This window comes from Granulicella sp. WH15, assembly GCF_009914315.1.
In the GTDB taxonomy this organism is placed as follows: Bacteria; Acidobacteriota; Terriglobia; order Terriglobales; family Acidobacteriaceae; genus Edaphobacter.
Map to the genome: position 1 here is coordinate 691,221 of NZ_CP042596.1, position 23,265 is coordinate 714,485.

Annotated in this window: 25 protein-coding genes; 14 read left to right on the top strand and 11 right to left on the bottom strand. The window is 63.2% G+C overall.

From position 1 onward, the window contains the following. Positions 1–202: 202 nt before the first annotated feature. Positions 203–1,630 carry a class I SAM-dependent methyltransferase gene (locus FTO74_RS03090; protein WP_162536824.1) on the bottom strand — a complete coding sequence of 476 codons (1,428 nt, stop codon included), beginning with the start codon at positions 1,628–1,630 and terminating at the stop codon, positions 203–205. After that, a complete protein-coding gene (locus tag FTO74_RS03095; RefSeq protein ID WP_162536825.1) occupies positions 1,627–1,875 on the bottom strand; it encodes a hypothetical protein in 249 nt (82 codons plus the stop codon). The genes FTO74_RS03090 and FTO74_RS03095 overlap by 4 nt, the downstream gene beginning before the upstream one ends. A gap of 277 nt (positions 1,876–2,152) precedes the next feature. On the opposite strand from FTO74_RS03095, the gene FTO74_RS03100 reads away from it, so the two are divergent. The 5 genes from FTO74_RS03100 (at position 2,153) to frr (ending at position 4,854) form a co-directional block, all read left to right on the top strand. Next, positions 2,153–2,515 (top strand): c-type cytochrome, encoded by a 363-nt coding sequence (locus FTO74_RS03100; protein ID WP_255462470.1) that lies wholly within the window; start codon positions 2,153–2,155, stop codon positions 2,513–2,515. A 16-nt stretch (positions 2,516–2,531) separates the two neighbouring features. Beyond that, positions 2,532–2,900 (top strand): hypothetical protein, encoded by a 369-nt coding sequence (locus tag FTO74_RS03105; RefSeq protein ID WP_162536826.1) that lies wholly within the window; start codon positions 2,532–2,534, stop codon positions 2,898–2,900. A gap of 87 nt (positions 2,901–2,987) precedes the next feature. Next, positions 2,988–3,899, top strand: coding sequence for a lipoyl synthase (lipA, locus tag FTO74_RS03110; protein ID WP_162536827.1), 912 nt, complete (start codon positions 2,988–2,990; stop codon positions 3,897–3,899). A 9-nt stretch (positions 3,900–3,908) separates the two neighbouring features. Then, entirely contained in the window at positions 3,909–4,187 is a 279-nt protein-coding gene (locus FTO74_RS03115) for a hypothetical protein (protein ID WP_162536828.1), read from the top strand. 82 nt (positions 4,188–4,269) lie between these two features. Beyond that, the gene (gene frr, locus FTO74_RS03120; protein WP_162536829.1) at positions 4,270–4,854 is read left to right on the top strand and encodes a ribosome recycling factor; all 585 of its coding nucleotides are present in this window, start codon (positions 4,270–4,272) and stop codon (positions 4,852–4,854) included. A gap of 183 nt (positions 4,855–5,037) precedes the next feature. Here frr and FTO74_RS03125 read toward each other — a convergent pair whose 3' ends face one another. The 3 genes from FTO74_RS03125 to FTO74_RS03135 form a co-directional block, all read right to left on the bottom strand. After that, positions 5,038–5,547, bottom strand: coding sequence for a nuclear transport factor 2 family protein (locus tag FTO74_RS03125; protein ID WP_162536830.1), 510 nt, complete (start codon positions 5,545–5,547; stop codon positions 5,038–5,040). A gap of 227 nt (positions 5,548–5,774) precedes the next feature. Further along, a complete protein-coding gene (locus FTO74_RS03130) occupies positions 5,775–6,062 on the bottom strand; it encodes a putative quinol monooxygenase (RefSeq protein ID WP_162536831.1) in 288 nt (95 codons plus the stop codon). Positions 6,063–6,090: 28 nt separating this feature from the next. Continuing rightward, a complete protein-coding gene (locus FTO74_RS03135; protein WP_162536832.1) occupies positions 6,091–7,407 on the bottom strand; it encodes an adenylosuccinate synthase in 1,317 nt (438 codons plus the stop codon). Between the two features lie 148 nt (positions 7,408–7,555). On the opposite strand from FTO74_RS03135, the gene mutM reads away from it, so the two are divergent. Continuing rightward, complete coding sequence (mutM, locus tag FTO74_RS03140; RefSeq protein ID WP_162536833.1) at positions 7,556–8,362, top strand: bifunctional DNA-formamidopyrimidine glycosylase/DNA-(apurinic or apyrimidinic site) lyase; 807 nt, start codon at positions 7,556–7,558, stop codon at positions 8,360–8,362. Positions 8,363–8,767: 405 nt separating this feature from the next. On the opposite strand, the gene FTO74_RS03145 is transcribed toward mutM, so the two are convergent. Then, positions 8,768–9,664 (bottom strand): ROK family protein, encoded by an 897-nt coding sequence (locus FTO74_RS03145; RefSeq protein ID WP_162536834.1) that lies wholly within the window; start codon positions 9,662–9,664, stop codon positions 8,768–8,770. 54 nt (positions 9,665–9,718) lie between these two features. Further along, entirely contained in the window at positions 9,719–11,116 is a 1,398-nt protein-coding gene (gene sthA, locus FTO74_RS03150; protein WP_162536835.1) for a Si-specific NAD(P)(+) transhydrogenase, read from the bottom strand. 210 nt (positions 11,117–11,326) lie between these two features. On the opposite strand from sthA, the gene FTO74_RS03155 reads away from it, so the two are divergent. The 4 genes from FTO74_RS03155 to FTO74_RS03170 are packed head-to-tail and all read left to right on the top strand — an operon-like array spanning position 11,327 to position 15,207. Then, the gene (locus FTO74_RS03155; RefSeq protein ID WP_162536836.1) at positions 11,327–11,956 is read left to right on the top strand and encodes a thiamine phosphate synthase; all 630 of its coding nucleotides are present in this window, start codon (positions 11,327–11,329) and stop codon (positions 11,954–11,956) included. Positions 11,957–11,970: 14 nt separating this feature from the next. Then, positions 11,971–13,452 (top strand): carboxyl transferase domain-containing protein, encoded by a 1,482-nt coding sequence (locus FTO74_RS03160; RefSeq protein ID WP_162536837.1) that lies wholly within the window; start codon positions 11,971–11,973, stop codon positions 13,450–13,452. Beyond that, a complete protein-coding gene (locus tag FTO74_RS03165; protein WP_162536838.1) occupies positions 13,439–13,807 on the top strand; it encodes a cupin domain-containing protein in 369 nt (122 codons plus the stop codon). The genes FTO74_RS03160 and FTO74_RS03165 overlap by 14 nt, the downstream gene beginning before the upstream one ends. Next, positions 13,804–15,207, top strand: a complete 1,404-nt coding sequence (locus FTO74_RS03170) for a serine hydrolase domain-containing protein (protein ID WP_162536839.1) — start codon at positions 13,804–13,806, stop codon at positions 15,205–15,207. The genes FTO74_RS03165 and FTO74_RS03170 overlap by 4 nt, the downstream gene beginning before the upstream one ends. A 75-nt stretch (positions 15,208–15,282) precedes the next feature. Here FTO74_RS03170 and FTO74_RS03175 read toward each other — a convergent pair whose 3' ends face one another. Continuing rightward, positions 15,283–16,659 carry an Nramp family divalent metal transporter gene (locus FTO74_RS03175; protein WP_162536840.1) on the bottom strand — a complete coding sequence of 459 codons (1,377 nt, stop codon included), beginning with the start codon at positions 16,657–16,659 and terminating at the stop codon, positions 15,283–15,285. 99 nt (positions 16,660–16,758) lie between these two features. Between FTO74_RS03175 and purD the strand changes: the two genes are divergently transcribed. Further along, entirely contained in the window at positions 16,759–18,024 is a 1,266-nt protein-coding gene (gene purD, locus FTO74_RS03180; protein WP_162536841.1) for a phosphoribosylamine--glycine ligase, read from the top strand. 210 nt (positions 18,025–18,234) lie between these two features. Here the strand turns inward: purD and FTO74_RS03185 are convergent, their stop codons facing one another. Next, positions 18,235–19,269, bottom strand: a complete 1,035-nt coding sequence (locus FTO74_RS03185; RefSeq protein WP_162536842.1) for an aldo/keto reductase — start codon at positions 19,267–19,269, stop codon at positions 18,235–18,237. Between the two features lie 125 nt (positions 19,270–19,394). Then, positions 19,395–19,604 (bottom strand): hypothetical protein, encoded by a 210-nt coding sequence (locus tag FTO74_RS03190; RefSeq protein ID WP_162536843.1) that lies wholly within the window; start codon positions 19,602–19,604, stop codon positions 19,395–19,397. Between the two features lie 104 nt (positions 19,605–19,708). Between FTO74_RS03190 and FTO74_RS03195 the strand changes: the two genes are divergently transcribed. After that, on the top strand, positions 19,709–19,984 hold the full coding sequence (locus tag FTO74_RS03195) for a hypothetical protein (protein ID WP_162536844.1): 276 nt from the start codon (positions 19,709–19,711) through the stop codon (positions 19,982–19,984). Positions 19,985–20,086: 102 nt separating this feature from the next. Here the strand turns inward: FTO74_RS03195 and FTO74_RS03200 are convergent, their stop codons facing one another. Then, on the bottom strand, positions 20,087–21,121 hold the full coding sequence (locus FTO74_RS03200; RefSeq protein ID WP_162536845.1) for an LLM class flavin-dependent oxidoreductase: 1,035 nt from the start codon (positions 21,119–21,121) through the stop codon (positions 20,087–20,089). A gap of 222 nt (positions 21,122–21,343) precedes the next feature. Between FTO74_RS03200 and prfA the strand changes: the two genes are divergently transcribed. Both prfA and FTO74_RS03210 read left to right on the top strand, forming a co-directional pair. Then, complete coding sequence (gene prfA / locus FTO74_RS03205) at positions 21,344–22,423, top strand: peptide chain release factor 1 (RefSeq protein ID WP_162536846.1); 1,080 nt, start codon at positions 21,344–21,346, stop codon at positions 22,421–22,423. A 225-nt stretch (positions 22,424–22,648) separates the two neighbouring features. Continuing rightward, positions 22,649–23,242 carry a hypothetical protein gene (locus FTO74_RS03210; protein WP_255462607.1) on the top strand — a complete coding sequence of 198 codons (594 nt, stop codon included), beginning with the start codon at positions 22,649–22,651 and terminating at the stop codon, positions 23,240–23,242. Positions 23,243–23,265: the final 23 nt, after the last annotated feature.

Consider the following 23,265-nt stretch of genomic DNA (forward strand, 5'->3'; position numbering starts at 1 on the left):
TCCCCAAGATAGCGTACTTCGTGTACTTCGGCACTTCGTGCTGTTCTCGGGGCGGCATGGGAGGGATTATTTGCATGGGGCCTCCCGCTGGTCGGCAGCGAGAATATTTATTTCCGACCAACGGGAGGAGCACGCGAAGCAGTAAAAAGGCGTGCAAACGCCCGCCCCGCGCGTAGCGGACCCGTCCGGCAGGACTGAGTTTCTATTGAGTGGATTTTTCGAAAAAGAGCAGGACGCGGCCGTTGTCGAGCGTCTGGCGGCAGAGCAGCGTGAAGAGGCCGTCGCAGGCCGTGTGCAGGTCGGATTCTGCCAGCGCGCCGTAGAGGCTGACGCGGCCTCGCATCAGGCTCTGGTACATGGGGTCGGCGACTGGAACCCACTCGACCAGCCAGTGACGTGCGGCGAGGCGGTGGGCGAGATCGACGATAGCCGGGATGGGTATCTGCTCCATCAGGATGAGGTGATGGATGACGGCGAGCATCAGGACCAGGTCGCACTGGCCCGCGAGCCGGGGGATGAGGGCGCTGGACTCGGCGTTCTCCCAGCCGACGGCGGGGGTGGGGCGGGCGAGGTCGGCGTGGATGGTCTGGATCGGCAGCGAGCGGGCGCGGCTCATGCAGAAGAGCCGCTCGGCAGCGGCGGCGTCGCGCTCGAGGGCGATGACCTCGGCTCCGTTTTCGGTGGCGAGGGCGCTGTACTCGCCGGTGTTGGCGCCGATGTCGAGGACGCGCGCGGGCTTGTGCTTGAGCAGTGCGGCGCGGACCCACTCGCGCTTGCTGGCTGCCTGTTCGGCGGTGTAGTGGGTCAGGGTTTGCTGGTACTCGGCCCAGGCGGAGCCGGAGTTACGCGGCATTGCGCGGAGAGTGCGGCGGCGCAGGTCGGCAAGAGTGCGGTGGAGCAGGTGCGCGGCCAACTCGGAGTCGTCTTTGTGCCCGATTGTCGGGTTGGAGCTGGTGGCCTCGGCTTTTTTGCCGCGCTCGAGCCATGCGGGCAGAGTGATGGGCCAAAAGACCGAGCGCGAGAGCCGCTGCGGCCAGCTCATGGCCTGGTACAGCTCGGCGGGCTCGTAGCCGTCGCGCTTGAAGAGGCTGAGTGCGAGCGGCCAGGATAGCTCGCGGTTCATCAGCAGCGGCAGCAGAAAGGTGCGCATGTACTGCCCGTAGGCCAGCCAGATGGAGGCGTGCGGATCGTGCTGCTCGAACGAGAGGATATCGACGAAGACGGGCCGGTGGCCGACGAAGAGGATGTTGAGGGGAGTGGCGTCTTTGAGGATCCAGCCGTGGCTGAGAGCCTCTTCGCAGAGGGCGAGCGTCAACTCGGCGGCGGCGAGCCACTGTGACGGCGTCCACTCCCACGGGTATGTGGGAACGGGGATGCGCGGGTGGATCAGGCGCAGGCCGCCGGGAGCGTCGTCGATGCAGGCGGCTACGAGGTCGCCCCGCTGCTGGGCCTGATGGCAGAACTCCGACTCGAGGAACTCGAGCGTGGACTGGCGGGCTGCGGGGTGGATGCTGCGGACGACTCGATCCGCCTCAAAGCTGAGGGAGCCCGCTGGGTCTCGAAAGGTGGGTGTGACCTGGCTTTGACTGGGGGCCCGATTTGCAACGTTCTGGTGCAAGATTACGCTCACGCGGCGTTGGCGGAGTTGGATTTTTTGGCTGCGATGGGCAGATCGGTATCGCTCTTTTTGCGGCTGAAGAAGCCGAAGATGCGGCGGCGCATGAAGTATCCGAAGGCGGCCGCTACCGAGGCGATGCTTTGCAGGGCGAGCAGGCCCGAGCCGGGATCGACGTAGCCGAAGGCGAGATGCTCCGACGCAATCAGAAGACAAAAACAGGTAAAGATGCCGAGCAGTACGGAGGCCAGTCTTTTCATTGGTGTGTCATTCTCCCTGAGAGGCGCTTACGATCTTTGAATCAGAAGAACGCCCGTGAAAAAAGATCTGCCTACGAGCGCATGGGTTAAGGTCTGCCCTGACGGGACGTGGGACATTGAGGTAGACGAGAAACGTTTGCGATCGTTGCAGTTATGGGCAACTTCCCGCTTCTCATTAACGTGAATGAAATAGAACTCTTCATCCAACAGACGGGTATTGGCGGCGAGAAGACGCAGCCGTCGGCCGTTCTCTTGTAAGAGATGCGAGAATTGAGGGATGAGAGGGCTACAAGCTGGAATGTTTTTTGCCGGACTGGGGCTGGTGGTGGTAGCGGCTGTCGGCTGCCGCTCTACTCCACCGCCGCTGCCGTTGGCGCAGTTGAATCCGCAGCAGGCGCACGGGCACGCCATCTTTGGGACGCAGTGCGCGGTCTGCCACTACGATCGGCAGAGTGGAGTGTTGCACGGTCCGTCGCTGGCCGGGCTGTACAAGAAACCAGCGCTGCCCAGCGGGGCCGCCGCCACGGACGAGCGCGTGAGCGCGACGATCATGCAGGGGCGCAACAACATGCCTGCGATGAGGCAGCATCTGGAGCCGGGCGATCTGGACGATCTGCTGGCCTATCTACATACGTTGTAAGGGATTAGGGGACGGTATGGAGCCGGTTGGAGAGAAGAAGATCGTGAAGGGGCAGTTGCTGCCGGGAGTCGCCGGAATCGCGATCTACATGCTGTCGGTCTCGCTGGTGGGCGTGGTCGGGGTCATCCGGGGCCAGTATCCGGGCGCGGCGGCCAAGTATGCGGTGCTGCCCATGTGTACGCTGGTGGTGGTCGGGGTCTTCGGGCTGCTGAGGATGCGCCGGTGGGGTTGGGCGCTGGTGATGGCGGGCACGCTGATGCTTTCGTTCGGCTATGCGGCTATGTCCCGCATGACGAAGAACCCGGCGATGATGGTGATGGCGGCGTTGGACCTCTGCCTGTTCCTGTACCTGGTCAGGACCGAGGTTCGGGAGCGGATGCGGTAGGCAGTCGCTGTCTTCACGCGAAGCGTCGAGAACGGACGAAGTGCCGCCCGCCCGGCGTGAGGGCGCTTTTGCTCTACAATTTAGAGGATGACTCCTCCAGTGGCGGAACTCGTACAGATTGATTTGAGTCCGAAGGTGCCGGTGCGCAAGCCGGAGTGGCTGAAGGCCAAGGCTCCGGTGGGCGAGACCTTCCACTCGCTGAAGAAGATGGCGCGCGAGCTGAACCTGCACACCGTCTGCGAGAGCGCGCAGTGCCCCAACATCGGCGAGTGCTGGAACCAGAAGGCCGCGACCTTCATGATGCTCGGCAACCTGTGCACGCGGCGGTGCGGCTTCTGCGCGGTGCCCAAGGGCAAGCCGGAGCCGATCGACTTTGACGAACCACGGCGTGTGGCCTATGCGGTCGCGCAGTTGGGGCTGAATCATGCGGTGGTTACGAGCGTCAACCGCGACGACGACAACATGGGCGCGGCGAGGGCGTTCGTCGAGGTGATTCGCGAGATTCGTTTGCAGGCTGTGGGGTGCCGGGTCGAGGTGCTGACGCCTGATTTTCAGGGCAACGAAGAGGCTCTGAGGCTGGTCGTCGATGCCGCGCCGGAGATTCTGAACCACAACATCGAGACGGTGCCGCGGCTTTACAAGATTGCGAAGTCGGGCGGACGGTATCCACGCTCGTTGGAGTTTCTGGCCCGCGCCAAGGCGATGAACCCCGCACAGGTGACCAAGACCGGCATCATCGTCGGCATGGGCGAAGAGATGCACGAGCTGCTGGCGGTCTTCCGCGACCTGGCGGATCGCAAGGTGGACATCCTGACGATTGGCCAGTACCTGCGGCCCTCCAAGGACCATCTCGTGATGAGCCGCTTCTACACGCCCGAGGAGTTCGCCTTCCTGAAGCACGAGGCGATGGCGATGGGCTTCAAGCACGTGGAGTCGGGGCCGCTGGTGCGCTCGAGCTATCACGCGCAGGAGCAGGCGGAATCGACCGGGCTGGCTTAGGGAGATTCGATGAAGCCTTCTGAGGTCGTCCGGGTCGAGAAAGCACTTGAGACCGGCAATAAACGCGAGCTGGAGTGGTCGCTCTGGTATGCGCGGATGCGGCAGTCCGTGCCCTCGGCGAGGCCTGCGGATGTGAAGTACTGGGGCGCGGTCGAGGCGCAGGTGCAGGGTGTGCTGGAGCCTGTCGAGGCTCCGAAGGTGTATCCCGCGAAGAAGAAAAAGAAGGGCGTGCGCGGGCTCGGAGTCGGGCCGCTGCCGGGCGAGGCGAGCACGCCGGAGCAGGGATAGTTTGTCTCCGCTAAGACAGCGGCAAGGGCTTTTCAGTAGAATCGCTTGAGGCGCTTCAGCGCTTTGTGAGGCAAGTAAAGATATGGCATCGGCGATGGCGAGTATTGTGGCTTTGAAGGACGTTCACCAGCAGCTGAAAAGCCGCTTCGAGAAGACCGTGGAAGACTTTCGGGCGAACCTGCTCTCGACCCGGACCGGGCGGGCGAGCGTGCACATGCTGGACCAGGTGAAGGTCGACTACTACGGCACCGATACGCCGATCGCGCAGGTGGCGCAGGTGACCACGCCTGAGGCCCAGCTCATTTTGGTGCAGCCGTGGGAGATCTCGCTGGTGACGGCCATCGAGAAGGCTATCCGGACCAGCGGGCAGGGCTTCAACCCGTCGCATGATGGGCGGATCATCCGCGTGCCCATCCCGGCGATGACCGAGGAGCGGCGCAAGGAGGCGGTGAAGCATCTGGCGGGCGTGCTCGAAGGGCACAAGACCTCGATGCGGAACATCCGGCGCGAGGGCAACGAGCAGGTGAAGAAGGCCGCGAAGGACAAGCTGATCTCGGCCGACGACGAAAAGCGCGCCAATGAAGAGATTCAGCAGTTGACGGACGGCGAGATCAAGCGTCTGGACGACCTCTTCAAAGCCAAAGAAAAAGAACTAATGACCGTCTGAGGTACTTCGTACGGTTCTCGGGGCGGTATAGGGAAGTGATCTTCTGAGGTCCTCCCGCTGGTCGGAAGCGAGCAATCTTTGCTTCCGACCAACGGGAGGACCTTTGCACTTTGAGTCAGCAAGACAAGTGTGAAAGTCACGAAGTGACCGCCCTCCGCGCAGGAGGCCCGTCCGGCAGGACGCTTAGGACTTGGGGTTCAGGTGGCGCTGGGCGATGCGGGTGGCTTCGAAGTTGGTGATCTTCCATACGCCGGAGGGCAGGCGCAGATAGACGCGGGTGTAGCGGTAGGTGCCCGTCATGCTGATGCCCTCGTTGGTGCCCTCGATCTCGGCCTGCGAGGTGACGATGGCGATGCGGCCGAGCAGCTTGATCTTGGAGTCGCTGAGGGCCATGCTGGTGATGACCAGCGTGCGGTTGCGGGTGCGGTCCAGTTGCTGGACCTTGGTGTTGACCTGCCCGGTCAGCGAGATGCCGATGTAATCGTCCGAGAGCAGCCGTTCCAGGGTGGGAACGTCATTGGCGATCTGAGCGACCCGCCACTGCTCTTCGAGCTGTTCTATCTGGCGTTTTTCGTCTTTTTTATCGCTGTGAGGCAGCGAGGCAAAGGCGATGCGGGACGCGCCGAGCAGGGCAATGCAGAGCGCGAGCGAGAGGAAGAGGGGGAGCCGACGGGATGGGGCGGCGCAGCGCATAGGAGTACCGGATAGTAGTCTGGATCGCGCTCAGAGTCAAAACAAACTTCTGTTGCAAAGCCAAAAGCTTGCTATCCCGCTATCGGGGTCACTTCGAGCGGTTCTCGGTAACAGGCCGAAATTCTTAGCTGCCGACCAACGGGAGGCCCTCAGAAGAGCATCCTGCCTATACCGTCCCGAGAACCGCACGAAGTGCCGACCGCCCGGCGTGAGGGCGCTTTTGCTTTTTAGCTGATGGCGATGAGAGCTTCCCGGGAGCGGTCGCGCATCTTCTGGTAGAGACCGCCGATGGCGTGCTGGGCGAAGTGCGGGGTGGTGCCGTGGAACTCGACTGCGGCTTCGTCCAGATACTGCTCATAGATCAGGACGGTATTGGGATCGTCCTCGATGAAGTGGGCGATGTAGCTGACGCAGCCGGGCTCCTTGCGGGAGCCCAGTTGCAGTGCCTGCAGGTGAGCGGTAACCTCGGCGTGGTCGGCCGGATCGAAGCGCATACGAACGGTAAAGCTGATCATGGTTCCGTCTCCTGGTTAGATGATCCGGTTAGCGGTTGAGCGCCTCTTCGAACTCAGGCAGATTGATGGTCTGGGTGCGGTCGGGGCCGGTGGAGACCATGCCGATCTTCGCGTTCGACTCGCGCTCGACGAAGTGCAGATAATCCTGCGCCAGTTTGGGCAGCTTGTCGAACTCGGTGATGCCCTCGGTGGAGCAGTTCCAGCCCTTGAGCGTGGTGTAGATCGGCTTGATCGACTCGAAGCCTCGGATATCGGCGGGAATCTGGTCGGTCTCCTTGCCGTTGATCTTGTAGCCCACGCAGACGGGGATCTCGACGCACTCGTCCATCACGTCCATCTTGGTGACGACGAGCCACTCGGTGGCGTTGATCATGTTGGAGTAGCGGAGCAGCGGCAGATCGAGCCAGCCGCAGCGGCGCGGACGCCCGGTGACCGCGCCGTACTCCTGACCGCGTGCGCGGAGCAGGTCGGCGGTGTCGTCGCTGATCTCGGTGGGGAAGGGACCCTCGCCGACGCGGGTGACGTACGCCTTGGTGACGCCGATGACCGTGCCGATGCGGGTCGGCCCGACGCCCGTGCCCGTGACCGCGCCGCCCGCCGTCGAGGACGAGCTGGTGACGAAGGGGTAGGTGCCGTGGTCGATGTCGAGCAGTGCGCCCTGCGCGCCCTCGAACATGACCTTCTGGCCGTCGGCGATGGCCTTGTTGAGCATGACGGCCGTGTCGGTGACGAAGGGAGCGATCTGCTCGGCCAGGCGCGCGTACTCCTCGTACATGGCGCGGGGATCGAGCGGCTCGGTGCCGAAGAGGGCGTGGGCGATGGTGTTCTTCTCGTGGCAGGCGTTCTGGATGTGCGTGCGCAGCAGCGAGGGGTTCAGCAGGTCGGCCACGCGGAGGCCGTTGCGGTGGATCTTGTCCTCGTACGCGGGGCCGATGCCGCGGCGGGTGGTGCCGATGGGCGTGCGGCCGGGCGCGGTCTCAGCGGCCAGCTCGATCATGCGGTGGTAGGGCAGGATCACCTGGGCGCGGTTGGAGACAAAGAGCTGGCCATCGACGGGCAGACCGGCTTCCTTGAGCTTGCGGACCTCGTTCAGGAAGGCCAGGGGGTCGAGCACCACGCCGTTGCCGATGACGCCGATGCAGCCGGGGCGCAGGACGCCGCAGGGGATAAGCTGCAGGACGAACTTGCGTCCGTGGATGATGACGGTGTGGCCGGCATTGTGGCCTCCGGCATAGCGGGCAACGACGGAAAACTTCTCCGAAAGGACGTCGACGATCTTGCCCTTGCCCTCATCGCCCCACTGGGCTCCGAGGATGACGGCGGACTGGCGCTGGTTGTGGCTCACGAGGTGGGTTGCTCCGGGGGAACTTCTAATGGGAAGTACGCGTTCAGGTTCGATCGCGCCCGTAAGTCATTTTATACCGTGGCGGGTTATACCGGGGCGGCTCAATCGCCTACGATAAGAGACTGCTGCGTATAAGGGGATTGTTGCGATGCCTGAGTTGCCGGAGGTGGAGACCGTTGCCAATGGGGTGCACGAGCGCGTGCACGGGGTGACGGTGGTGTCGGTGTGGACGAGCGGGAAGCCGCAGACCTTCAAGTCGGCCCCCGAGGTGATCGAGGCGGCGCTGACCGGGGCGCGGATCGAGCGGGTGCGGCGGGTGGGGAAGACGATCGTCTGCGACCTGCTGCGGAAGGGAAAAGGGGCGCAGTTTCTGGTGCACCTGGGGATGACCGGGCGGCTGCTGGTCTCGTCGCCGGACGTGCCGCTGCCGCCGCATACACACGCGGCGCTGTCGTTGAGCAGCGGGCAGGAGCTGCGCTTTGTGGATGCGAGGCGGTTTGGGCGGCTGTCGGTTGCGGATGGTGAGTATGGAGGCCCGGGGACGGAGCCGCTGACCGTCTCCGAGGATGACTTTGTGGCGCTCTTCCGGGGGCGCAAGACGCCCATCAAGGCCGCTCTGCTGAACCAGTCGCTGCTGCATGGGGTGGGGAATATCTATGCGGATGAGAGCCTCTTCCGGGCGGGGATTCGCCCTCGGCGACAGGCTGGGAGCCTGACCCGGGCGGAGTTGCTGCGGCTGCGGACGGCGCTGGTCGCGGTGCTGAAGCACGCGATCAAGCTGGGGGGATCGTCGGTCTCGGACTACGTGGATGCCGATGGCGTGCGCGGGTTCTTCCAGCTCGAGCACAAGGTGTACAGCCGCGCCGGGGAACCCTGCAAGGACTGCGGGGCAGAACTGAAGAAGCTGTCGATTGGTGGAAGGACGACGGTGTACTGCCCGGGGTGCCAGAAGTAGGGTTTAAGCCTTTGGGTTCGACGGTAGGGATAGGTCGGGCTTTCAGCCCTCATCCGTGCACGGGATTGTTACCTGGGGCGTTGCCCCAGGCTGGTATAGGACGCGCCGTTGGCGCTCTTGTCCCGTAATTCTGCGTGGTTTTGTTGTGGGCTTTTATGGTGTGTTTGGGAGACCGTTTCGGGATGGGAAACATTCCCGAATGGACGCCGGAAAGCGCTGAAGGCGCACTCTATACCAGCCTAGGGCAACGCCCTAGGTAACCGTGTACAGAGGCAAGATGAGGGCTGAAGGCCCGATCTATTACTCGGCACGGCACTGTCCTGCCGGACGGGCCTCCTGCGCGGAGGGCGGGTGTTTGCACGCCTTTTTACTGCTTCGCATGGTCCTCCCGCTGATCGGAAGGAACTATCGCGCCGCCGCCTGCTCCGCCGCCACCGCCGCGCCGATAACGCGGGTCTCGGCGTAGTCGTCGCAGATTTCGAAGGAGTAGCTGAGCAGCGGGCTCATCTTGACCATGTTCTTCATCTCCTCCTTCAGCAGCGCCATGTCCACGAACTTCACGTTCAGCCCGGTCAGGTAGATCTTGCCCGGCCCGCTCATGTGGACGGTGCTGGCGCTGCCCGCCGCCAACGCGCGGTGCCAGAGCTTCTTGAACTCGACGCAACGCGGATCGCCTTTGGCGGCGTTCTCGAAGACCTCCTCCGGCTCCATGTCGAGGAAGCGCAGCCGCATGGCCCTGTGCCCCATGATGCCCTCCATATGGCCGCGCCCGCCGCAGCCGCAGAAGCGCTCTTTTTCATCCAGAGTGACGACGGTGTGACCGCCCTCCCAGACGCCGGGAGAGAACGGGTAGCGTCCGTAGCCTATGCCGATCCCGAGTGTCCACACCCGGATCAGCGAGTCCAGCTTGCCCTTGGTGGCGGCCAGCCCCGCGGCCACCGCATCGGCGTCGTTGAGCACGGTGACCTTGGTGCGGATCCCATGCTCGGACAGCATCTCGGTGAGCTTCTCCTGGATCTTCGCACCCTTGAGCTGGGGCAGGTTAGGAGCCTCTTCGACGACGCCGTTGCGCACGAAGCCCGGCAGCGCGACCCCCACGGCGGCGATATCGCGATCCTCATCGGCCAGCTTGACCACCTGCTCGCAGATCTTCCGCATCATGGCTTCGGAGTGCATCTGGACGAGTGCATCGTCGGTCTCCACGCTCTCCGGATAGCTCTGGAGCGGACCTGCCAGCTTGTGATCGACGATCAGGCCGGCAAGAATTCGCTCCGATAAGGTCACGCCAATGGTCTTAGCCATGTCTCTACTCCGTCTGCCATTTGGGGGTCTTCTCTGTGAGCAAGAGTGTGCAACCTACTCGAACTTACTCACGCGGTTCAACCCGTTGAACGCGGCCACTTTATAACATTCGGCCAGAGTTGGGTAGTTGAACACGGTTTCCACAAAATAGTCCAGCTTGCCCCCTAAAGCCATGACGGCCTGACCGATGTGCAGCAGCTCGCTGGCTCCCTCGCCGATGATGTGAACGCCCAAAATGGCGTGGGTCATGCGGTGGAAGATGAGCTTGAGACGGCCCGTGGTATCGCCACGAATCTGGCCACGGGCGATCTCGCGGTAGTAGGCCACGCCGACCTCGTAGGGTACGTCCTCTTCGGTCAGTTGCTCCTCGGTCTTGCCGATGAAGCTGATCTCAGGAATGGTGTAGATGCCGTAGGGATAGAAGCTGGGGTTGGAGATGACGGTGTCGTCGCCGAAGGCGCGGGCGGCGGCGATGCGGCCCTGCTCCATCGAGACTGAGGCCAGCGAGGGGAAGCCGATGACGTCACCCACGGCGAAGATCGTCGGCTGCTTGGTGCGGAAGTCCTTGTCGACGGGGATGCGGCCGCGCGAGTCGGAGTCGACCCCGACGGCGGCGAGGTTCAGCTCGTCCACGTTGCCCTGGCGGCCTACCGCGTAGAGCAGGGCATCGCCCTGAACCTTCTTCTTCGATTCGAGGTTGGCGACGACGGTGCCGTCCGGCATCTCTTCGACGCTCTCCACCTCTTCGTTCAGCCGCATGGTCACGCGGGAGTCGCGCAGGTGGTAGCTGAGGGCTTCGATGATCTCCTGGTCGGCGAACTCGAGCAGGCGCGGGCGGCGCTCGATGAGCGTGACGCGGACGCCCAGCGCGGCGAACATGCAGGTGTACTCCACGCCGATGACGCCGCCGCCGACCACGATCATGGTCTTGGGCAGGTTCACCAGGTCCAGTACCAGGTCGGAGTTGATGATGGAGTGGCCGTTGATCGGCACTTTGGCCGAGGCGGCGGGCTTGGTGCCGGTGGCGATCAGGATGTTCTTCGCCTCGTAGACCGTGGACCCGCGGGAGTTGGTCACCTTGACGTGGGTGGTGTCCTCGAAGCTGGCGATGCCGGTCAGCATCTCGATGTTGTTGCGCGAGAGCTGCGCCTCGGTGACGTCGATCTCGGTCTTGATGACGTGCTGTACCCGGAAGGCGAGGTCCGCCATGGTGATGCGTTCCTTCACCCGGTAGTTCATGCCATAGATGGACTTGTAGTTGTAGCCGGAGAGGTGGAGAACGGCCTCGCGCATGGTTTTGGAGGGGATGGTGCCGGTGGAGATACAGGCTCCGCCGACGACCTCACGCATCTCCACCAAGGCTACTTTTTTGCCAAGTTTGGAAGCGTAGATAGCGGCTCTCTGTCCTGCCGGGCCGGACCCGATGACGATCAGATCGTAGACTGTGCTCATGCGCGGTCGGACTCTTCCTTCATGCATCTGGACGGGCCAGTTGCAGTTAGTGGACCCTTAGCCCGCGCCGTTGTGCGCCAAGCGATTCGAGTGCCAGTTCCAGCGAACCGAGGCCGGCTTTTGGGAAGCGTTGCCGGACACTCGCTGCCTAGAAACTACCACATTCCGATATACGGACCTATAAATGCAGCAGGACTTTACACTGTTAACGTGCTGCGTTACGCCATTACCGATCGAAGCCTGTTTGCGGTGGATTCGTCGGATCGGTTTGGAGCGTTGATTGCACGGTGCGTCCAACTGGCGCAGAGTGGCGTGGATCTGTTGCAGGTGCGTGAAAAGGATCTACCGCCGGAGAAACTGGCCGAGCTTTCGCGGCGGCTGCTGGCGGCGGTTCGGGCTGCGGGTGGTGCGATGCGGGTGCTCATCAATAGCCGTGTGGACCTTGCCCTCTCTATCGGCGCGGATGGGGTTCACCTTAGTTCCGCGCCGGGGCAGGCTTCGCCGGATGCCATTCGGCTGGAGTATCGCCGCGTCGGGCTGCCGGAGCCGTTTGTGAGCGTCTCCTGCCACAGCCTCGACGAGGCGCGGCGCGCGAGAGAGATGCGGGCATCGGCGGTATTGTTCGGGCCGGTTTTTGGCAAGACTGTCAGCGGCGAACAGGTGGTTGCTCCGGCGGGGCTTGGAGCGCTGCGGTCGGCCTGTCTGGAGGCGGGAGAGATGCCTGTGCTTGCGCTGGGCGGTGTGACGCCGGATCGGGTGCAGAGCTGTCTGGACGCGGGTGCTGCGGGGGTGGCGGCCATCCGGATGTTCCTTACGGGCGATCTCGAGCGGATCGGCTGATAAAATCGCCGCCTATGCCGTCTTCTTCCAAGCTGCCTAAACCTACACCGCAAGAGGCTCGTCTCGCCGAGTTGGAGATTCGCAACCGCTTCGCAGAGCAGGGTGTCGGTGCTCCTGCGCGTGGTGCGGGTAGGCTCTCGGCTCGGGAGCGGATTGCCCTTCTGCTGGACGAGGGCAGCTTCGTCGAGACGGGCAAGCTGGTCACGCACCGCGCCGTTGAGTTCGGGATGCAGGAGATGCGCGTGCCGGGTGATGGCTGCATCACCGGCCACGGCAAGGTGCAGGGCAGGGTGGTCTTCGTCTTCGCGCAGGATGCTTCCGTCTTCGGAGGCACTCTCTCTGAGGCCAACGCGGCGAAGATTGTCGCGACGATGAATCGTGCGATGAGCGTGGGTGCGCCCATCATCGGCCTGTACGATTCGCAGGGCATCCGGATTGAGGATGGCATCTCTGCACTAGCTGGGATGCAGGAGGTTCTGCTGAGTGGTGCTAAGGCCAGCGGGGTGGTGCCGCAGATCGCTGTGCTGCTGGGACCGGCTACGGAGGGCACGCTGCTTGCCGCTTCAATCGCGGATTTTATTGTGGCTCGGGATTATGTAACAGAAAATGTTTCGGATGTTGCGCACCTCTTTGCGGCCGATGACGAGGCTTGTATTCGAACGGTGCGTGAGCTGCTCGGCTTCCTGCCTTCAAGCTATCGTGACGTGCCGCCGATGAGCGCCTATGCGGGGCAGGATGCGGACGTTCCCGAGATTGCGGATGAGCCGTATGACATGGTCGATGCGATCTCGAAGATCGTGGACAAGGGATATCTGTTGCAGGTGCAGGAGCACCACGCCCGCAATTTAATCGTTGGCTTTGCGCGGATGGAGGGGCGGACGGTGGGGATCGTAGCCAATCAGCCTCTGTATCTGGACGGCGCGCTGGATGGCGATGCAGCGGCCAAGGGGGCGCGTTTTGTGCGTCTCTGCGATGCGTTCAACGTTCCGATTCTCACCTTCGAGGATGCTCCCGGCTTTCTGCCGGGAACGATTCAGCACAGTGCAAAACTGCTCTGCGCGTATGCAGAGGCGACGGTGCCGAAGTTGACCGTAGTGATGCGGCGGGCGTATGGCGCGGCCAGTTGCGTGATGGGTGCGAAGGCCGGTCTGAGCCTTGCGTGGCCGTCGGCGGAGATTACCGTGATGGCTCCCGAGGATGCGGTCGATGTGATTCATCGCCGCGAGTTTGAGGAGCATCTAAAGCACGCTCAGGCCATGTGGCCGCAGGGGATGGCCTTCAGCGAAGAGAAGAAGTCCGAACTGCTCACGCGGCTGCGGGAGGAGAAGATTGCAGTGTTCCGCGAGCGGTTTGCGCATCCGTACAACGCCGCCGAGCGTGCCTATGTGGATGCGGTGATTTACCCGAACGAAACGCGGCGGCGGTTGATCGACGGGCTCGATATGCTGGCGAGAAAGCACCTCCAACGCAGTGGGAAGAAGCATGAACGCGATTAGCAGAGATAACGCCGAGCACTATCGCTGGGGCCACGAGTGCGATGGCTGGCATCTGGTGCGCGCGCCGCAGTTGAGCGTGATCGAAGAGCGTATGCCCGCGGGCACGGCGGAACGGCGGCACCGGCACGAGAGGGCACGGCAGTTCTTCTATGTGCTGGCCGGGGAGTTGACCCTTGAGGTAGATGGGCAGGTGACGACGCTCACGACGGGGCAGGGGCTGGAGATTGCCCCCAAGACCATGCATCAGGCGATGAATCGCAGCAGCGGCGATGTGCGCTTTCTGGTAACGAGCCAGCCGCCGAGCCACGGAGACCGGATCGACGACCCGCAGGGCGTAGAGGAGAAGATGCGATGAGATGGATTGCTGTGATCTGCCTGCTGGCAGGTGTAGCCAATGCGCAGGAAGTTAGCGCGCAGGATATGACGCCGGAGCTGCGTGGCCGTGTCGATGCTGCGATTCGTCAGGTGGTCGAGTCGACGGGCGTGCCCAGCGCCTCGGTGGGCATTGTTCGCGGTGGCCACATCGTGATGACTGCGGCTTACGGCAAGGCTCGCCTGAGCCCTCCACTTGAGTCCACGCCCGCAATGGCTTATCCCATCGGCTCCATCTCGAAGCAGTTCACGGCGAGCTGCATTCTGCTGCTCGAACAGGATGGCAAGCTGAAGCTCGATGACACGGTCAGCCGCTGGTTTCCTGAGCTGACGCAGGCAAACGAGGTGACCGTGCGCGAGCTGCTCTCGCACACCTCGGGCTACGAGGACTACGCCCCGCAGGACTATACGATCCCCGCGTGGATGCAGCCGAACGACCCGCACGCGCTGGTCGAGACCTGGGCGAAGAAGCCGCTGGACTTCGCGCCCGGCACCCAGTGGCAGTACAGCAACACCAACTTCGTGCTGGCTGCGCTCATCGTCGAGAAGGCGAGCGGGATGCCGTACTTCGACTTTCTGCGGACGCGGGTGTTGCAGCCGGCGGGGATCACCGAGGCTCTGAACCTCGACACCGACCGCGCCAAGCTGCAAGTACAGGGCTATGAACGGCACGCGCTGGCTCCGCTGCGGCCCGCTGTTTTGGAGGCTCCGGGGTGGTACTTCGGCGACGCTTCGCTGGCGATGCCGGTAGCCGATCTGCTGCGCTGGGATATCAGCATCCTGGGACGGACGGTGCTCTCACCCGCGTCTTACGCGGCCTTTGAGAGCGAAGTGAAGTTGAAGGATGGCAAGGGTACGAGTTATGGGCTGGGCATCACGGTGCGCACGCACGATGGCAAGCGGATGCTCGAGCACAGCGGCGAGGTGGGTGGATTCGTCGCCGAGAACGTGGTCTTTCCCGATGACGGGCTGGCGGTTGCGGTGTTGACCAACCAGGAGGCCAGCCCGGCGGCGCAGCAGATTGCGCGGGCGGTGCTGCCGTTGCTGCTTACGGAGAAGAAGCCGGAGCCTGCGCCCCATACGGCTGCGGAGGATCAGGTGAAGACGATCCTCAACGGACTGACGCATGGGCAGATCGACCGCAGCCTGTTTACACCGGATGCGAACTTCTACTTTTCGCCGGAGACGATGACGGATTTCTCGAGCAGCCTTGGCCCGCTGGGGTCTGTGACCAGCGTGATCCAGCAGCAGGAATCGTTGCGCGGAGGCATGACGGAACGCTCGTTTGTGGCGGTGTTTTCGGACGGAGCCAGCGTCTCGATCTCGACCTACGTGATGCCGGATGGGAAGCTCGAACAGTTTCTGGTGACAGGTAAGTTATAGAGACAACAGCAACAGCGCCCTAACGCCGGGCGGGCGGCACTTCGTGCGGTTCTCGACGCTTCGCGTGAAAGGCTTTTATGTTGTGTGTGCAAAGGCATCGTGCGCGATCTGGCCCAGCAGCACGATGTTCAACGCAACGATGATGCTGACGATCACCCACCCCGCAATACGCGTATGCAGCGCGCTGACGAACGAATCCATCACGCTGGTCCGGTTGGTCAAGATGAGCAGCGGCACCAGCGCGAAGGGCAACGTGAAGCTGAGGATGACCTGCGAGAGAAGAAGAATCTTCAATGCATCGAGACCGAGGCCGATCACCACGAACGCCGGGATGATGGTGATGAGGCGGCGCAAGAAGATTGGGAAGCGAATGGCGAGGAAGCCTTCGATGATGACCTGTCCGGCCATGACGCCGACCGTCGAAGAAGAAAGCCCGGAGCAGAGCAGTGCCACCGCGAAGGCGGTCGCCGACGCCGGACCGAGCAGCGGTCCCAACGTCTTGTGCGCGGTTTCGATGTCGGATATCGGCTCGGCCATATGGGTGAAGGCGACCGCTGCCATCACGATCATGGCCGAGTTGATGAGCCACGCGCCGTTCATCGCCACGAAGACGTCGATCAGCTCGAAGCGCAGGTAGCGGCTGCGCTGAGTCTTCTTCACGATGGCGTCGTGCGCCGCCATCTGCGTCAGGCGCGGCTGTACCAGCGCCGAGTGCAGGTAGATGACGTGCGGCATTACGGTCGCGCCCAGCATCGCGACGGCGAGGTAGATGCTGTCGTGAAAGCCCTGTGGAGACGAGGTATCGAGCGTGGGGATGAGGGCGTGGATGGCCGCCAGCCGCCAGTCCGGGTGCACCAGGAAGACCTCGAAGCCATAGCAGAAGCCGATGGCTCCGACGAAGAACATGATGCCGCGCTCGAACCAGCGGTAGCCCGCGAGATCGAGCGCGAGGATGGCGAAGACGAGCACGGTGGAGAAGAGCGCCGAGACCAGCAGGCTGCCCGTACGCGAGAGCCCGTGGGCCAGCATCATGGGGCCGATGAGGAGGTAGATGCCCATTGCGGCACCGAGAAATTCGGCCAGGTCGGTGGCGATGGCGGCGATCTCGGCCGCGATCCAGAGGGAGAAGTTAATCGCGGGCGCGAAGTGCTTGCGGCAGTTCTGCGGCAGCGTCAGGCCGGTGACGATGCCCAGCTTGGCCGAGAGGTACTGGATCAGGATGGCCATGGCGTTCGACCACAGCAGCACCCACAGCAGCCGGTAGCCGAAGGCGCTGCCGCCCTGGATGTTGGTGGCGAAGTTGCCGGGGTCGATGTACGCGACCGAGGCGACGAAGGCCGGGCCGAAGTAGGTCCAGATCTCGTTGCGGCGGAAGGGCGTCGGGGGTGGAGCCGCGTTGGCGGCTGTATTGGGGGAGGCGCTCGGCAGATCGCGAGGAGTGAGACCTTCCATTGTGTCCAGTATAGCGGTGGATTTCGCCCCTGTGGGTTACAGCGGAGCGACGAAATCGGCTAGGCTCAAAGGGATGGCTTGCAAACGAGGTGAGTTGGGATGAAGGTGTTGGTGATTGGCGGCGGTGGCCGTGAGCACGCGCTGGCATGGGCGCTGAAGAAGAGTGCGCGGGTTAGCGAAGTGGTTTGTATGCCGGGCAATGCCGGAATCGCGGAGCTGGCGCGGTGCGTGCCGGTGGCGGTAACGGACCTGGAAGGCACTCTGGCGCTGGTCGAGCGTGAGCAGCCGGGGTTGGTGGTGATTGGGCCGGAGGTGCCGCTGGCGCTGGGGGTTGTGGATCTGCTCGAGAAGCGTGGGGTGCGGGTCTTTGGGCCAACGGCGGATGCCGCGCAGCTCGAGTCCAGCAAGGCGTTTGCCAAGGAGTTTATGCGCCGGTTCGATATTCCGACTGCTGCCTACGCTGTTTGTCGCTCGGTGGCCGACGTCGAGCACGAGCTGAAGGACTTTGCCTCGCAGGTGGTGGTCAAGGCCGACGGGCTGGCGGCGGGCAAGGGCGTCGTCATGTGCGAGAGCCACCGCGAGACGCTGGAGGCGGCGGGGCAGATGTTCGATGGCGTGGTCACGGGCGAGCCGATCGGGCAGTTGGTGATCGAGGAGACGCTGGTGGGGCCGGAGATCAGCTTCTTCGCGGTCTGCGACGGCACGCACGCGGCCACGCTGGGCGTCGCGCAGGACCATAAACGCGTGGGCGAGGGCGACACCGGCCCCAACACCGGGGGGATGGGCGCGTACTCGACCGACAGCCTGGTGACGCCGGATATGATCGAGTGGCTGCGCGTGAACGTCGCCCAGAAGGTCGTGGACGGGATGCGCTCGGAGGGGATGCCGTTCGTCGGCGTGCTCTTCTGCGGCATGATGCTGACGCCTGATGGTCCCAAGGTACTGGAGTTCAACACGCGCTTCGGCGACCCCGAGACCCAGGCCCTGATGCTGCGGCTCGAGACCGATCTGCTGACGGTCTTTGAGGCAGCCATCGACGGCCGGATCGACTCGCTGCCGATCCGGATGAAGCGTGGCGCTAGTGTCTGCGTTATCGCCGCGAGTGGGGGGTATCCCGGTAGCTACACCTCGGGGAAGGCCATTACGGGAGTCCCTGTGCCCTCGTCCGATGAAGTTGTCTTTCACTCCGGCACGGCCATCAAGGATGGGCAGTTGGTGACAGCAGGTGGGCGTGTGCTGGCTGTCACCGCCGCCGCCGCGACGCTCGAAGATGCTCTGCACAAGGCTTATGGGGCATTGGCGGGGATTCGCTTCGAGGGGATGCAGTATCGCCGCGATATTGCCTGGAGAGCTTTAAAGAACTAAAAGCGCCCTCACGCCGGGCGGGCGGCACTTCGTGCGGTTCTCGGGGCGGTTTGGGTAGGATCAACAGCAAAGGTCCTCCCGCTGGTCGGAATTGAGATATTCATTCCGACCAACGGGAGGACCCTTACTTTTTCTTGACCCAGACAAGGTATACGCGTCACGAAGTGACCGCTCCGCGCGTAGCGGGCCCGTCCGGCAGGACAGAGCCGGTTAGACCGGCTTGGGGTTGCGCTCTACGAACTGGCGCTGGTGCCAGTACGGATAAGCGATTGTCGGCTCGCTGGCGGCGTCGAGCTTGGCTACCTGTTCCGGCGTCAGCTTCCAGCCCACCGCGCCGAGGTTCGCGCGTAGCTGCTCCTCGTTGCGAGCGCCGATCACCAGCGTCGACACCGTCGGGCGTCCCAGCAGCCAGTTCAGCGCAATCTGCGGAACCGTCTTGCCGGTCTCGGTGGCTACCTCATCGAGCGCGTCGACCACCTTGTACAGGTACTCGTCCTCCACCTGCGGGCCGAAGTCCGCGGTCTTGTGCAGGCGGCTCTTCTCGGGCAGCGGCTGGCCCCGGCGGATCTTGCCGGTCAGGCGTCCCCAGCCCAGCGGCGACCACACCAGAGCGCCCACGCCCTGGTCGAGCGCCAGCGGCATCAGCTCGTGCTCGTACTCGCGGCCGATCAGCGAGTAGTAAACCTGGTGCCCAACGTACTTGGCCCAGCCGTAGCGCTCGGAGATCGAGAGCGACTTCATCAGGTGCCAGCCCGAGAAGTTCGAGCAGGCGATGTAGCGCACCTTGCCCGAGATCACCAGGTGGTTCAGCGCCGAGAGCGTCTCATCGAGCGGCGTCAGCGCGTCGAAGCCGTGCAGGTGGTAGACGTCGATGTAGTCTGTGTTCAGCCGCTTCAGGCTGTTCTCGACCGCCTGAATGATGTGGTAGCGCGAGGAGCCCACGTCGTTCGGCCCCTTCAGGTTGCCCTGGCGGAAGGTCGTCTTGCTGGAGATCAGCACGTCTTCGCGGTGCAGGTGGGCGATGGCCTTGCCCAGCATGGTCTCGCTGGCGCCGTCCGAGTAGACATCGGCCGTGTCGAAGAAGTTCAGACCGGCTTCCATGCAGATGCTGACGATGTTGGTGGCTTCATCCTGGGAGGTCTCGCCCCAGGCCTTGAAGAACTCGTTGCCTGCGCCAAAGGTACCTGCCCCGAAACATAGCTCGGGAACTTTGAGTCCGGATCTGCCTAGATTTCTGTATTCCATGTGGGTTCGATGCCTTTCGATTTGGATGGTCGCGAAAGTTTAAGCGGCCGCAAAACAACACGACAGCGTCTCCCGCATTCTACGGGGGAAGCTGTCGCCTGTGTATGAACCGGGGTGGCGCTGGGTTACGACATCATCGCCGGCTGGAAGCCGTCGCATCCGCTGGTGGGGGTGACCTTCAGATGGAGTGCGGCGTTCTTGGGCAGGCCGCAGGCGTCTACCAGAGACTCGGGTGCCTGCTTGGTGGTGAGGATGCTGACGAGAACCTGGTTTCTGGCGTGTTCTTCGCCGAAGTGGCTACAGAGACCGCATTGACCGTCGTGAACTGAGAGCATGGCAGAACCTCCGTGGATTGGTGCTGATTAGGTAGATTCCTCTTTTGCTCTCAAAGAAGTACGACCGAGATGGTCGGAAACGAGTTTTTGAGTAACCTAAGGGAATGGCTTCGTTTTCCCGTTCCCTGTTCCCCCGGCCTGAGGCTGAAGTAGCCGGTGACCCCGAGGTTCCCACCGCTGGGCTGGATTCGCTCTTCGGCGATGTGCCCGATATGGACCCGGTCTGGGCCGAGGGCAGCGAGTTTTTTCATATCAAGGATCGTTGCAGGCGGTATCAGGCGATCGAAGAAAAGAACAAGCGTAGCCAGAAGGCCGAACCGGTGGGGAAGATGCTGTGCGAGATATGTCGGCAGATATCGCTTAGAGGCCGCAAAGGATAAAAAGCGCCCTCACGCCGGGCGGGCGGCACTTCGTGCGGTTCTCGGGGCGGTATGGGAGGGATGATCTTCTGATGGCCTCCCGTTGGTCGGCAGCTAAGATTTTTACGCCGTTGCCTTGCGCACAATCGGCGCTACCTTCGTGCCCAAAATCTCAATCGCCCGCATCAGCTTGGCATGTGGCAACGACGCCACACTCATCTGGAAGCTGATCCGCGAGATGCCTCCCAGCGCCTCGCTATGCTGCAACAACTTCTCCGCCACCCGCTCCGCATCGCCCACCAGCAGCGCCCCCGTAGGCCTCAGCAGGGCATCGAACTGAGCCCGCGTCGTCGGCGGCCAGCCCCGCTCCTTGCCGATCTCGGTGAAGGCCTGCGCGTAGCCGGGGAAGAAGTCATCGGCGGCCTGTTCATTGGTATCGGCGGCGTAGCCCAGAGCATGAACGCCGACTTTCAACTGCTCCCGCGGAACCCCGGCCCGCTTGCCCGCCTCGTAGTAAAGATCGACCAGCGGCCGAAAACGGTGCGTCTCGCCGCCGATGATCGCGACCATCAGCGGCAGCCCCAGCGCCCCGGCTCGAGCGAACGACTGCGGCGTCCCGCCCACCCCCAGCCAGATCGGCAGCGGGTCTTGCAGCGGCCGCGGATACACCCCCTGCCCGTTCAGCGAGGTGCGATGCTTGCCGCTCCAGTGGACGTGCGTGCTCTCCCGCAGCGCCAGCAGCAGGTCCAGCTTCTCGGCAAACAGGGAGTCGTAGTCCTCGAGCTTCAGCCCGAAGAGCGGGAACGACTCGATGAACGAGCCGCGGCCCACGATGATCTCGGCCCGGCCTTTCGAGATGAGGTCCAGCGTCGCGAACTCCTGGAAGACCCGCACCGGGTCGGCGGCGCTCAGCACCGTCACCGCGCTGGTCAGACGGATCTTGCTGGTGCGCGCGGCTGCGGCGGCCAGCAGCATCACCGGGGCCGAGTCGAGGTACTCCTGCCGGTGATGCTCGCCCAGGCCGAAGTGGTCGAGGCCCACCTGGTCGGCCAGCTCGATCTCTTCCATCAGGTTGGCAATGCGCTCCACCGGGCTGACGGTAATGCCGGTGACGGGGTCTTTGGAGGTTGCTGCGAAGCTGTCGATGCCGATCTGCATACCAGCATTATCACCGGGAATCCCGGCAGATGCCTGGTTCGAATCCGTAAGTCAGGCTGTATCATCTAAAGAGCGATGAACTTTGCCAGCGCAAACCCGGTGAGCTGCTCCCGCATGACGCCCCCGCGTCATGACTTTGCCTAGCTGCGCCTGCCCGCACCCCCTTTTCCTTTAGAAAATTCAGATGGATACCCTGCCGCGACCGGCAGGAGGAGAGACACCATGTTCGACCGCCTTGCCCAAATGGAAGCCCGCTACAACGCCCTCAGCCAGCAGATGTCCGACCCCGCGCTGGTGACCGATCAGAAGAAGTTTCAGGCCACGGCCAAGGAGAGCCGCGACCTGGAGCCGGTGGTCGAGAAGTACCGCGAGTGGAAGAAGGTTTCGGAGGGTATTGCCGAGGCTAAGACGATGCTGGCCGACAGCGACGCCGACCTGCGCGCCATGGCCGAGGAGGAGCTGGCATCGCTTGAGCCGCGCCTCGAGCCGATTGAGGAAGAGCTGAAGATCATGCTGCTGCCCAAGGACCCGAACGACGATAAGAACGTCATTGTGGAGCTGCGCGCGGGCACCGGCGGCGACGAGGCCGCGCTCTTCGTCGCCGAGGTCTTCCGCATGTACCTGCGCTTCGCCGAGCAGCACCGCTGGAAGGTGCAGGTGCTCTCGGAGTCGGAGTCCGGCATCGGCGGCGGGCTGAAGGACGTGACGGCGATCTTCGAGGGCGACAAGGTCTACTCGCAGATGAAGTACGAGAGCGGCGTGCACCGCGTGCAGCGCGTTCCGGCTACCGAGACGCAGGGCCGCGTCCACACCTCGGCCATCACGGTGGCGGTGCTGCCCGAGGCCGAGGAGGTCGATATCAAGGTCGAGGCCAAGGACCTGCGCATCGACACCTTCTGTTCGTCGGGGCCGGGCGGCCAGTCGGTCAATACGACCTACTCGGCTGTGCGGATCACGCACCTGCCCACCAATACGGTGGTGAGCTGCCAGGATGAGAAGTCGCAGATCAAGAACCGCGAGAAGGCGATGCGCGTGCTGCGCTCGCGGCTGTACGAGGTGGAGGCGGAGCGCATCCACCAGCTCCAGGCCAAGGAGCGCAAGCAGCAGGTCGGCTCGGGCGACCGTTCGGAGAAGATTCGCACCTACAACTTTCCGCAGAACCGGCTGACGGACCACCGCATCGGGCTGACCAACCACCAGTTGGCGATGGTGATGGAAGGCCAGTTACAGCCGACGATTGATGCGCTGATCGCGCACGACGTGGCCCAGAAGATGAAGGGCGAAACAGTAGACGCCGCCTGAGCACTTCGTGCCGTTCTCGGGGCGGTATCGGTAGCAATCTTCTAAGGTCCTCCCATACCGCCCCCGAGCACGGTACGAAGTACCTGAATGTCTGCAAGCAAACTTTATTTTGCGTTCTTCCCGGCGACGGGTTAGGCTTCTTGGCAATTGCTCGTTGAGTTTGGAGGCGGAATGAAGCTTGGTCGGTTGGCTGGCAGAATAGTTCTCGGCTGTGTTGCGTTGGCGATGTTGCCTATGCCGTCACAGGCAGCACAGGATCGGGGCAAGGAGCAGGGGAAGCGTCCGGAGACGCGGCCCGCTCCGGCGGCAAGACCGCAGCAGCCCGGCAACGGCGGCAATCGCCCCAATCCGGGGAACAACCGTCCCAATCCAGGCAATAATCGTCCGAATCCGGGCAATAATCGGCCCAACCCTGGCAACAACCGTCCAAATCCCGGGAACAACCGTCCCGGCGGTAATCGTCCGCCTGCCCGGCCCAATCGCCCCAGCCGTCCGAATCGGCCCAGTCGGCCTCCGCAGTGGGGACGTCCGCCGCGGAACCGTCCGTCGTACAACTTCCGTCCCAATGACCGGAGTGTGCTCTTCCGCTTCTATCAGGGCCGTTTTGCCTCCATCAACCGGGCGCACCGTCCGCACTTCGCCATCGGCGGATTCTTCCCGTACGCCTATATCCCGTACATCTCGCCGCTGCCGCCGGATCTGTACGGCACGTTGCCTCCGCCGCCGCCGGGCTACTCCATGGGCTACTACGACGGCTACGTGGTCGTCTACGATCCTGTGAGCTACTTCATCGCGAACGTGATCGACCTGTTGCAGTAACTTCGGCCAAGGTAGATCCGGCA

What these genes read in the sequence shown, in the direction of transcription:
- FTO74_RS03170 (WP_162536839.1), top strand. Translation starts at nt 13,804, where the DNA reads ATGAGATGGATTGCTGTGATCTGCCTGCTGGCAGGTGTAGCCAATGCG.
- FTO74_RS03185 (WP_162536842.1), bottom strand. Translation starts at nt 19,269, where the DNA reads ATGGAATACAGAAATCTAGGCAGATCCGGACTCAAAGTTCCCGAGCTA.
- FTO74_RS03165 (WP_162536838.1), top strand. Translation starts at nt 13,439, where the DNA reads ATGAACGCGATTAGCAGAGATAACGCCGAGCACTATCGCTGGGGCCAC.
- FTO74_RS03125 (WP_162536830.1), bottom strand. Translation starts at nt 5,547, where the DNA reads ATGCGCTGCGCCGCCCCATCCCGTCGGCTCCCCCTCTTCCTCTCGCTC.
- FTO74_RS03190 (WP_162536843.1), bottom strand. Translation starts at nt 19,604, where the DNA reads ATGCTCTCAGTTCACGACGGTCAATGCGGTCTCTGTAGCCACTTCGGC.
- lipA (WP_162536827.1), top strand. Translation starts at nt 2,988, where the DNA reads ATGACTCCTCCAGTGGCGGAACTCGTACAGATTGATTTGAGTCCGAAG.
- FTO74_RS03175 (WP_162536840.1), bottom strand. Translation starts at nt 16,659, where the DNA reads ATGGAAGGTCTCACTCCTCGCGATCTGCCGAGCGCCTCCCCCAATACA.
- FTO74_RS03115 (WP_162536828.1), top strand. Translation starts at nt 3,909, where the DNA reads ATGAAGCCTTCTGAGGTCGTCCGGGTCGAGAAAGCACTTGAGACCGGC.
- FTO74_RS03195 (WP_162536844.1), top strand. Translation starts at nt 19,709, where the DNA reads ATGGCTTCGTTTTCCCGTTCCCTGTTCCCCCGGCCTGAGGCTGAAGTA.
- purD (WP_162536841.1), top strand. Translation starts at nt 16,759, where the DNA reads ATGAAGGTGTTGGTGATTGGCGGCGGTGGCCGTGAGCACGCGCTGGCA.
- FTO74_RS03095 (WP_162536825.1), bottom strand. Translation starts at nt 1,875, where the DNA reads ATGAAAAGACTGGCCTCCGTACTGCTCGGCATCTTTACCTGTTTTTGT.
- FTO74_RS03200 (WP_162536845.1), bottom strand. Translation starts at nt 21,121, where the DNA reads ATGCAGATCGGCATCGACAGCTTCGCAGCAACCTCCAAAGACCCCGTC.
- FTO74_RS03160 (WP_162536837.1), top strand. Translation starts at nt 11,971, where the DNA reads ATGCCGTCTTCTTCCAAGCTGCCTAAACCTACACCGCAAGAGGCTCGT.
- FTO74_RS03100 (WP_255462470.1), top strand. Translation starts at nt 2,153, where the DNA reads ATGAGAGGGCTACAAGCTGGAATGTTTTTTGCCGGACTGGGGCTGGTG.
- FTO74_RS03130 (WP_162536831.1), bottom strand. Translation starts at nt 6,062, where the DNA reads ATGATCAGCTTTACCGTTCGTATGCGCTTCGATCCGGCCGACCACGCC.
- frr (WP_162536829.1), top strand. Translation starts at nt 4,270, where the DNA reads ATGGCATCGGCGATGGCGAGTATTGTGGCTTTGAAGGACGTTCACCAG.
- FTO74_RS03210 (WP_255462607.1), top strand. Translation starts at nt 22,649, where the DNA reads ATGTTGCCTATGCCGTCACAGGCAGCACAGGATCGGGGCAAGGAGCAG.
- FTO74_RS03145 (WP_162536834.1), bottom strand. Translation starts at nt 9,664, where the DNA reads ATGGCTAAGACCATTGGCGTGACCTTATCGGAGCGAATTCTTGCCGGC.
- FTO74_RS03105 (WP_162536826.1), top strand. Translation starts at nt 2,532, where the DNA reads ATGGAGCCGGTTGGAGAGAAGAAGATCGTGAAGGGGCAGTTGCTGCCG.
- mutM (WP_162536833.1), top strand. Translation starts at nt 7,556, where the DNA reads ATGCCTGAGTTGCCGGAGGTGGAGACCGTTGCCAATGGGGTGCACGAG.
- sthA (WP_162536835.1), bottom strand. Translation starts at nt 11,116, where the DNA reads ATGAGCACAGTCTACGATCTGATCGTCATCGGGTCCGGCCCGGCAGGA.
- prfA (WP_162536846.1), top strand. Translation starts at nt 21,344, where the DNA reads ATGTTCGACCGCCTTGCCCAAATGGAAGCCCGCTACAACGCCCTCAGC.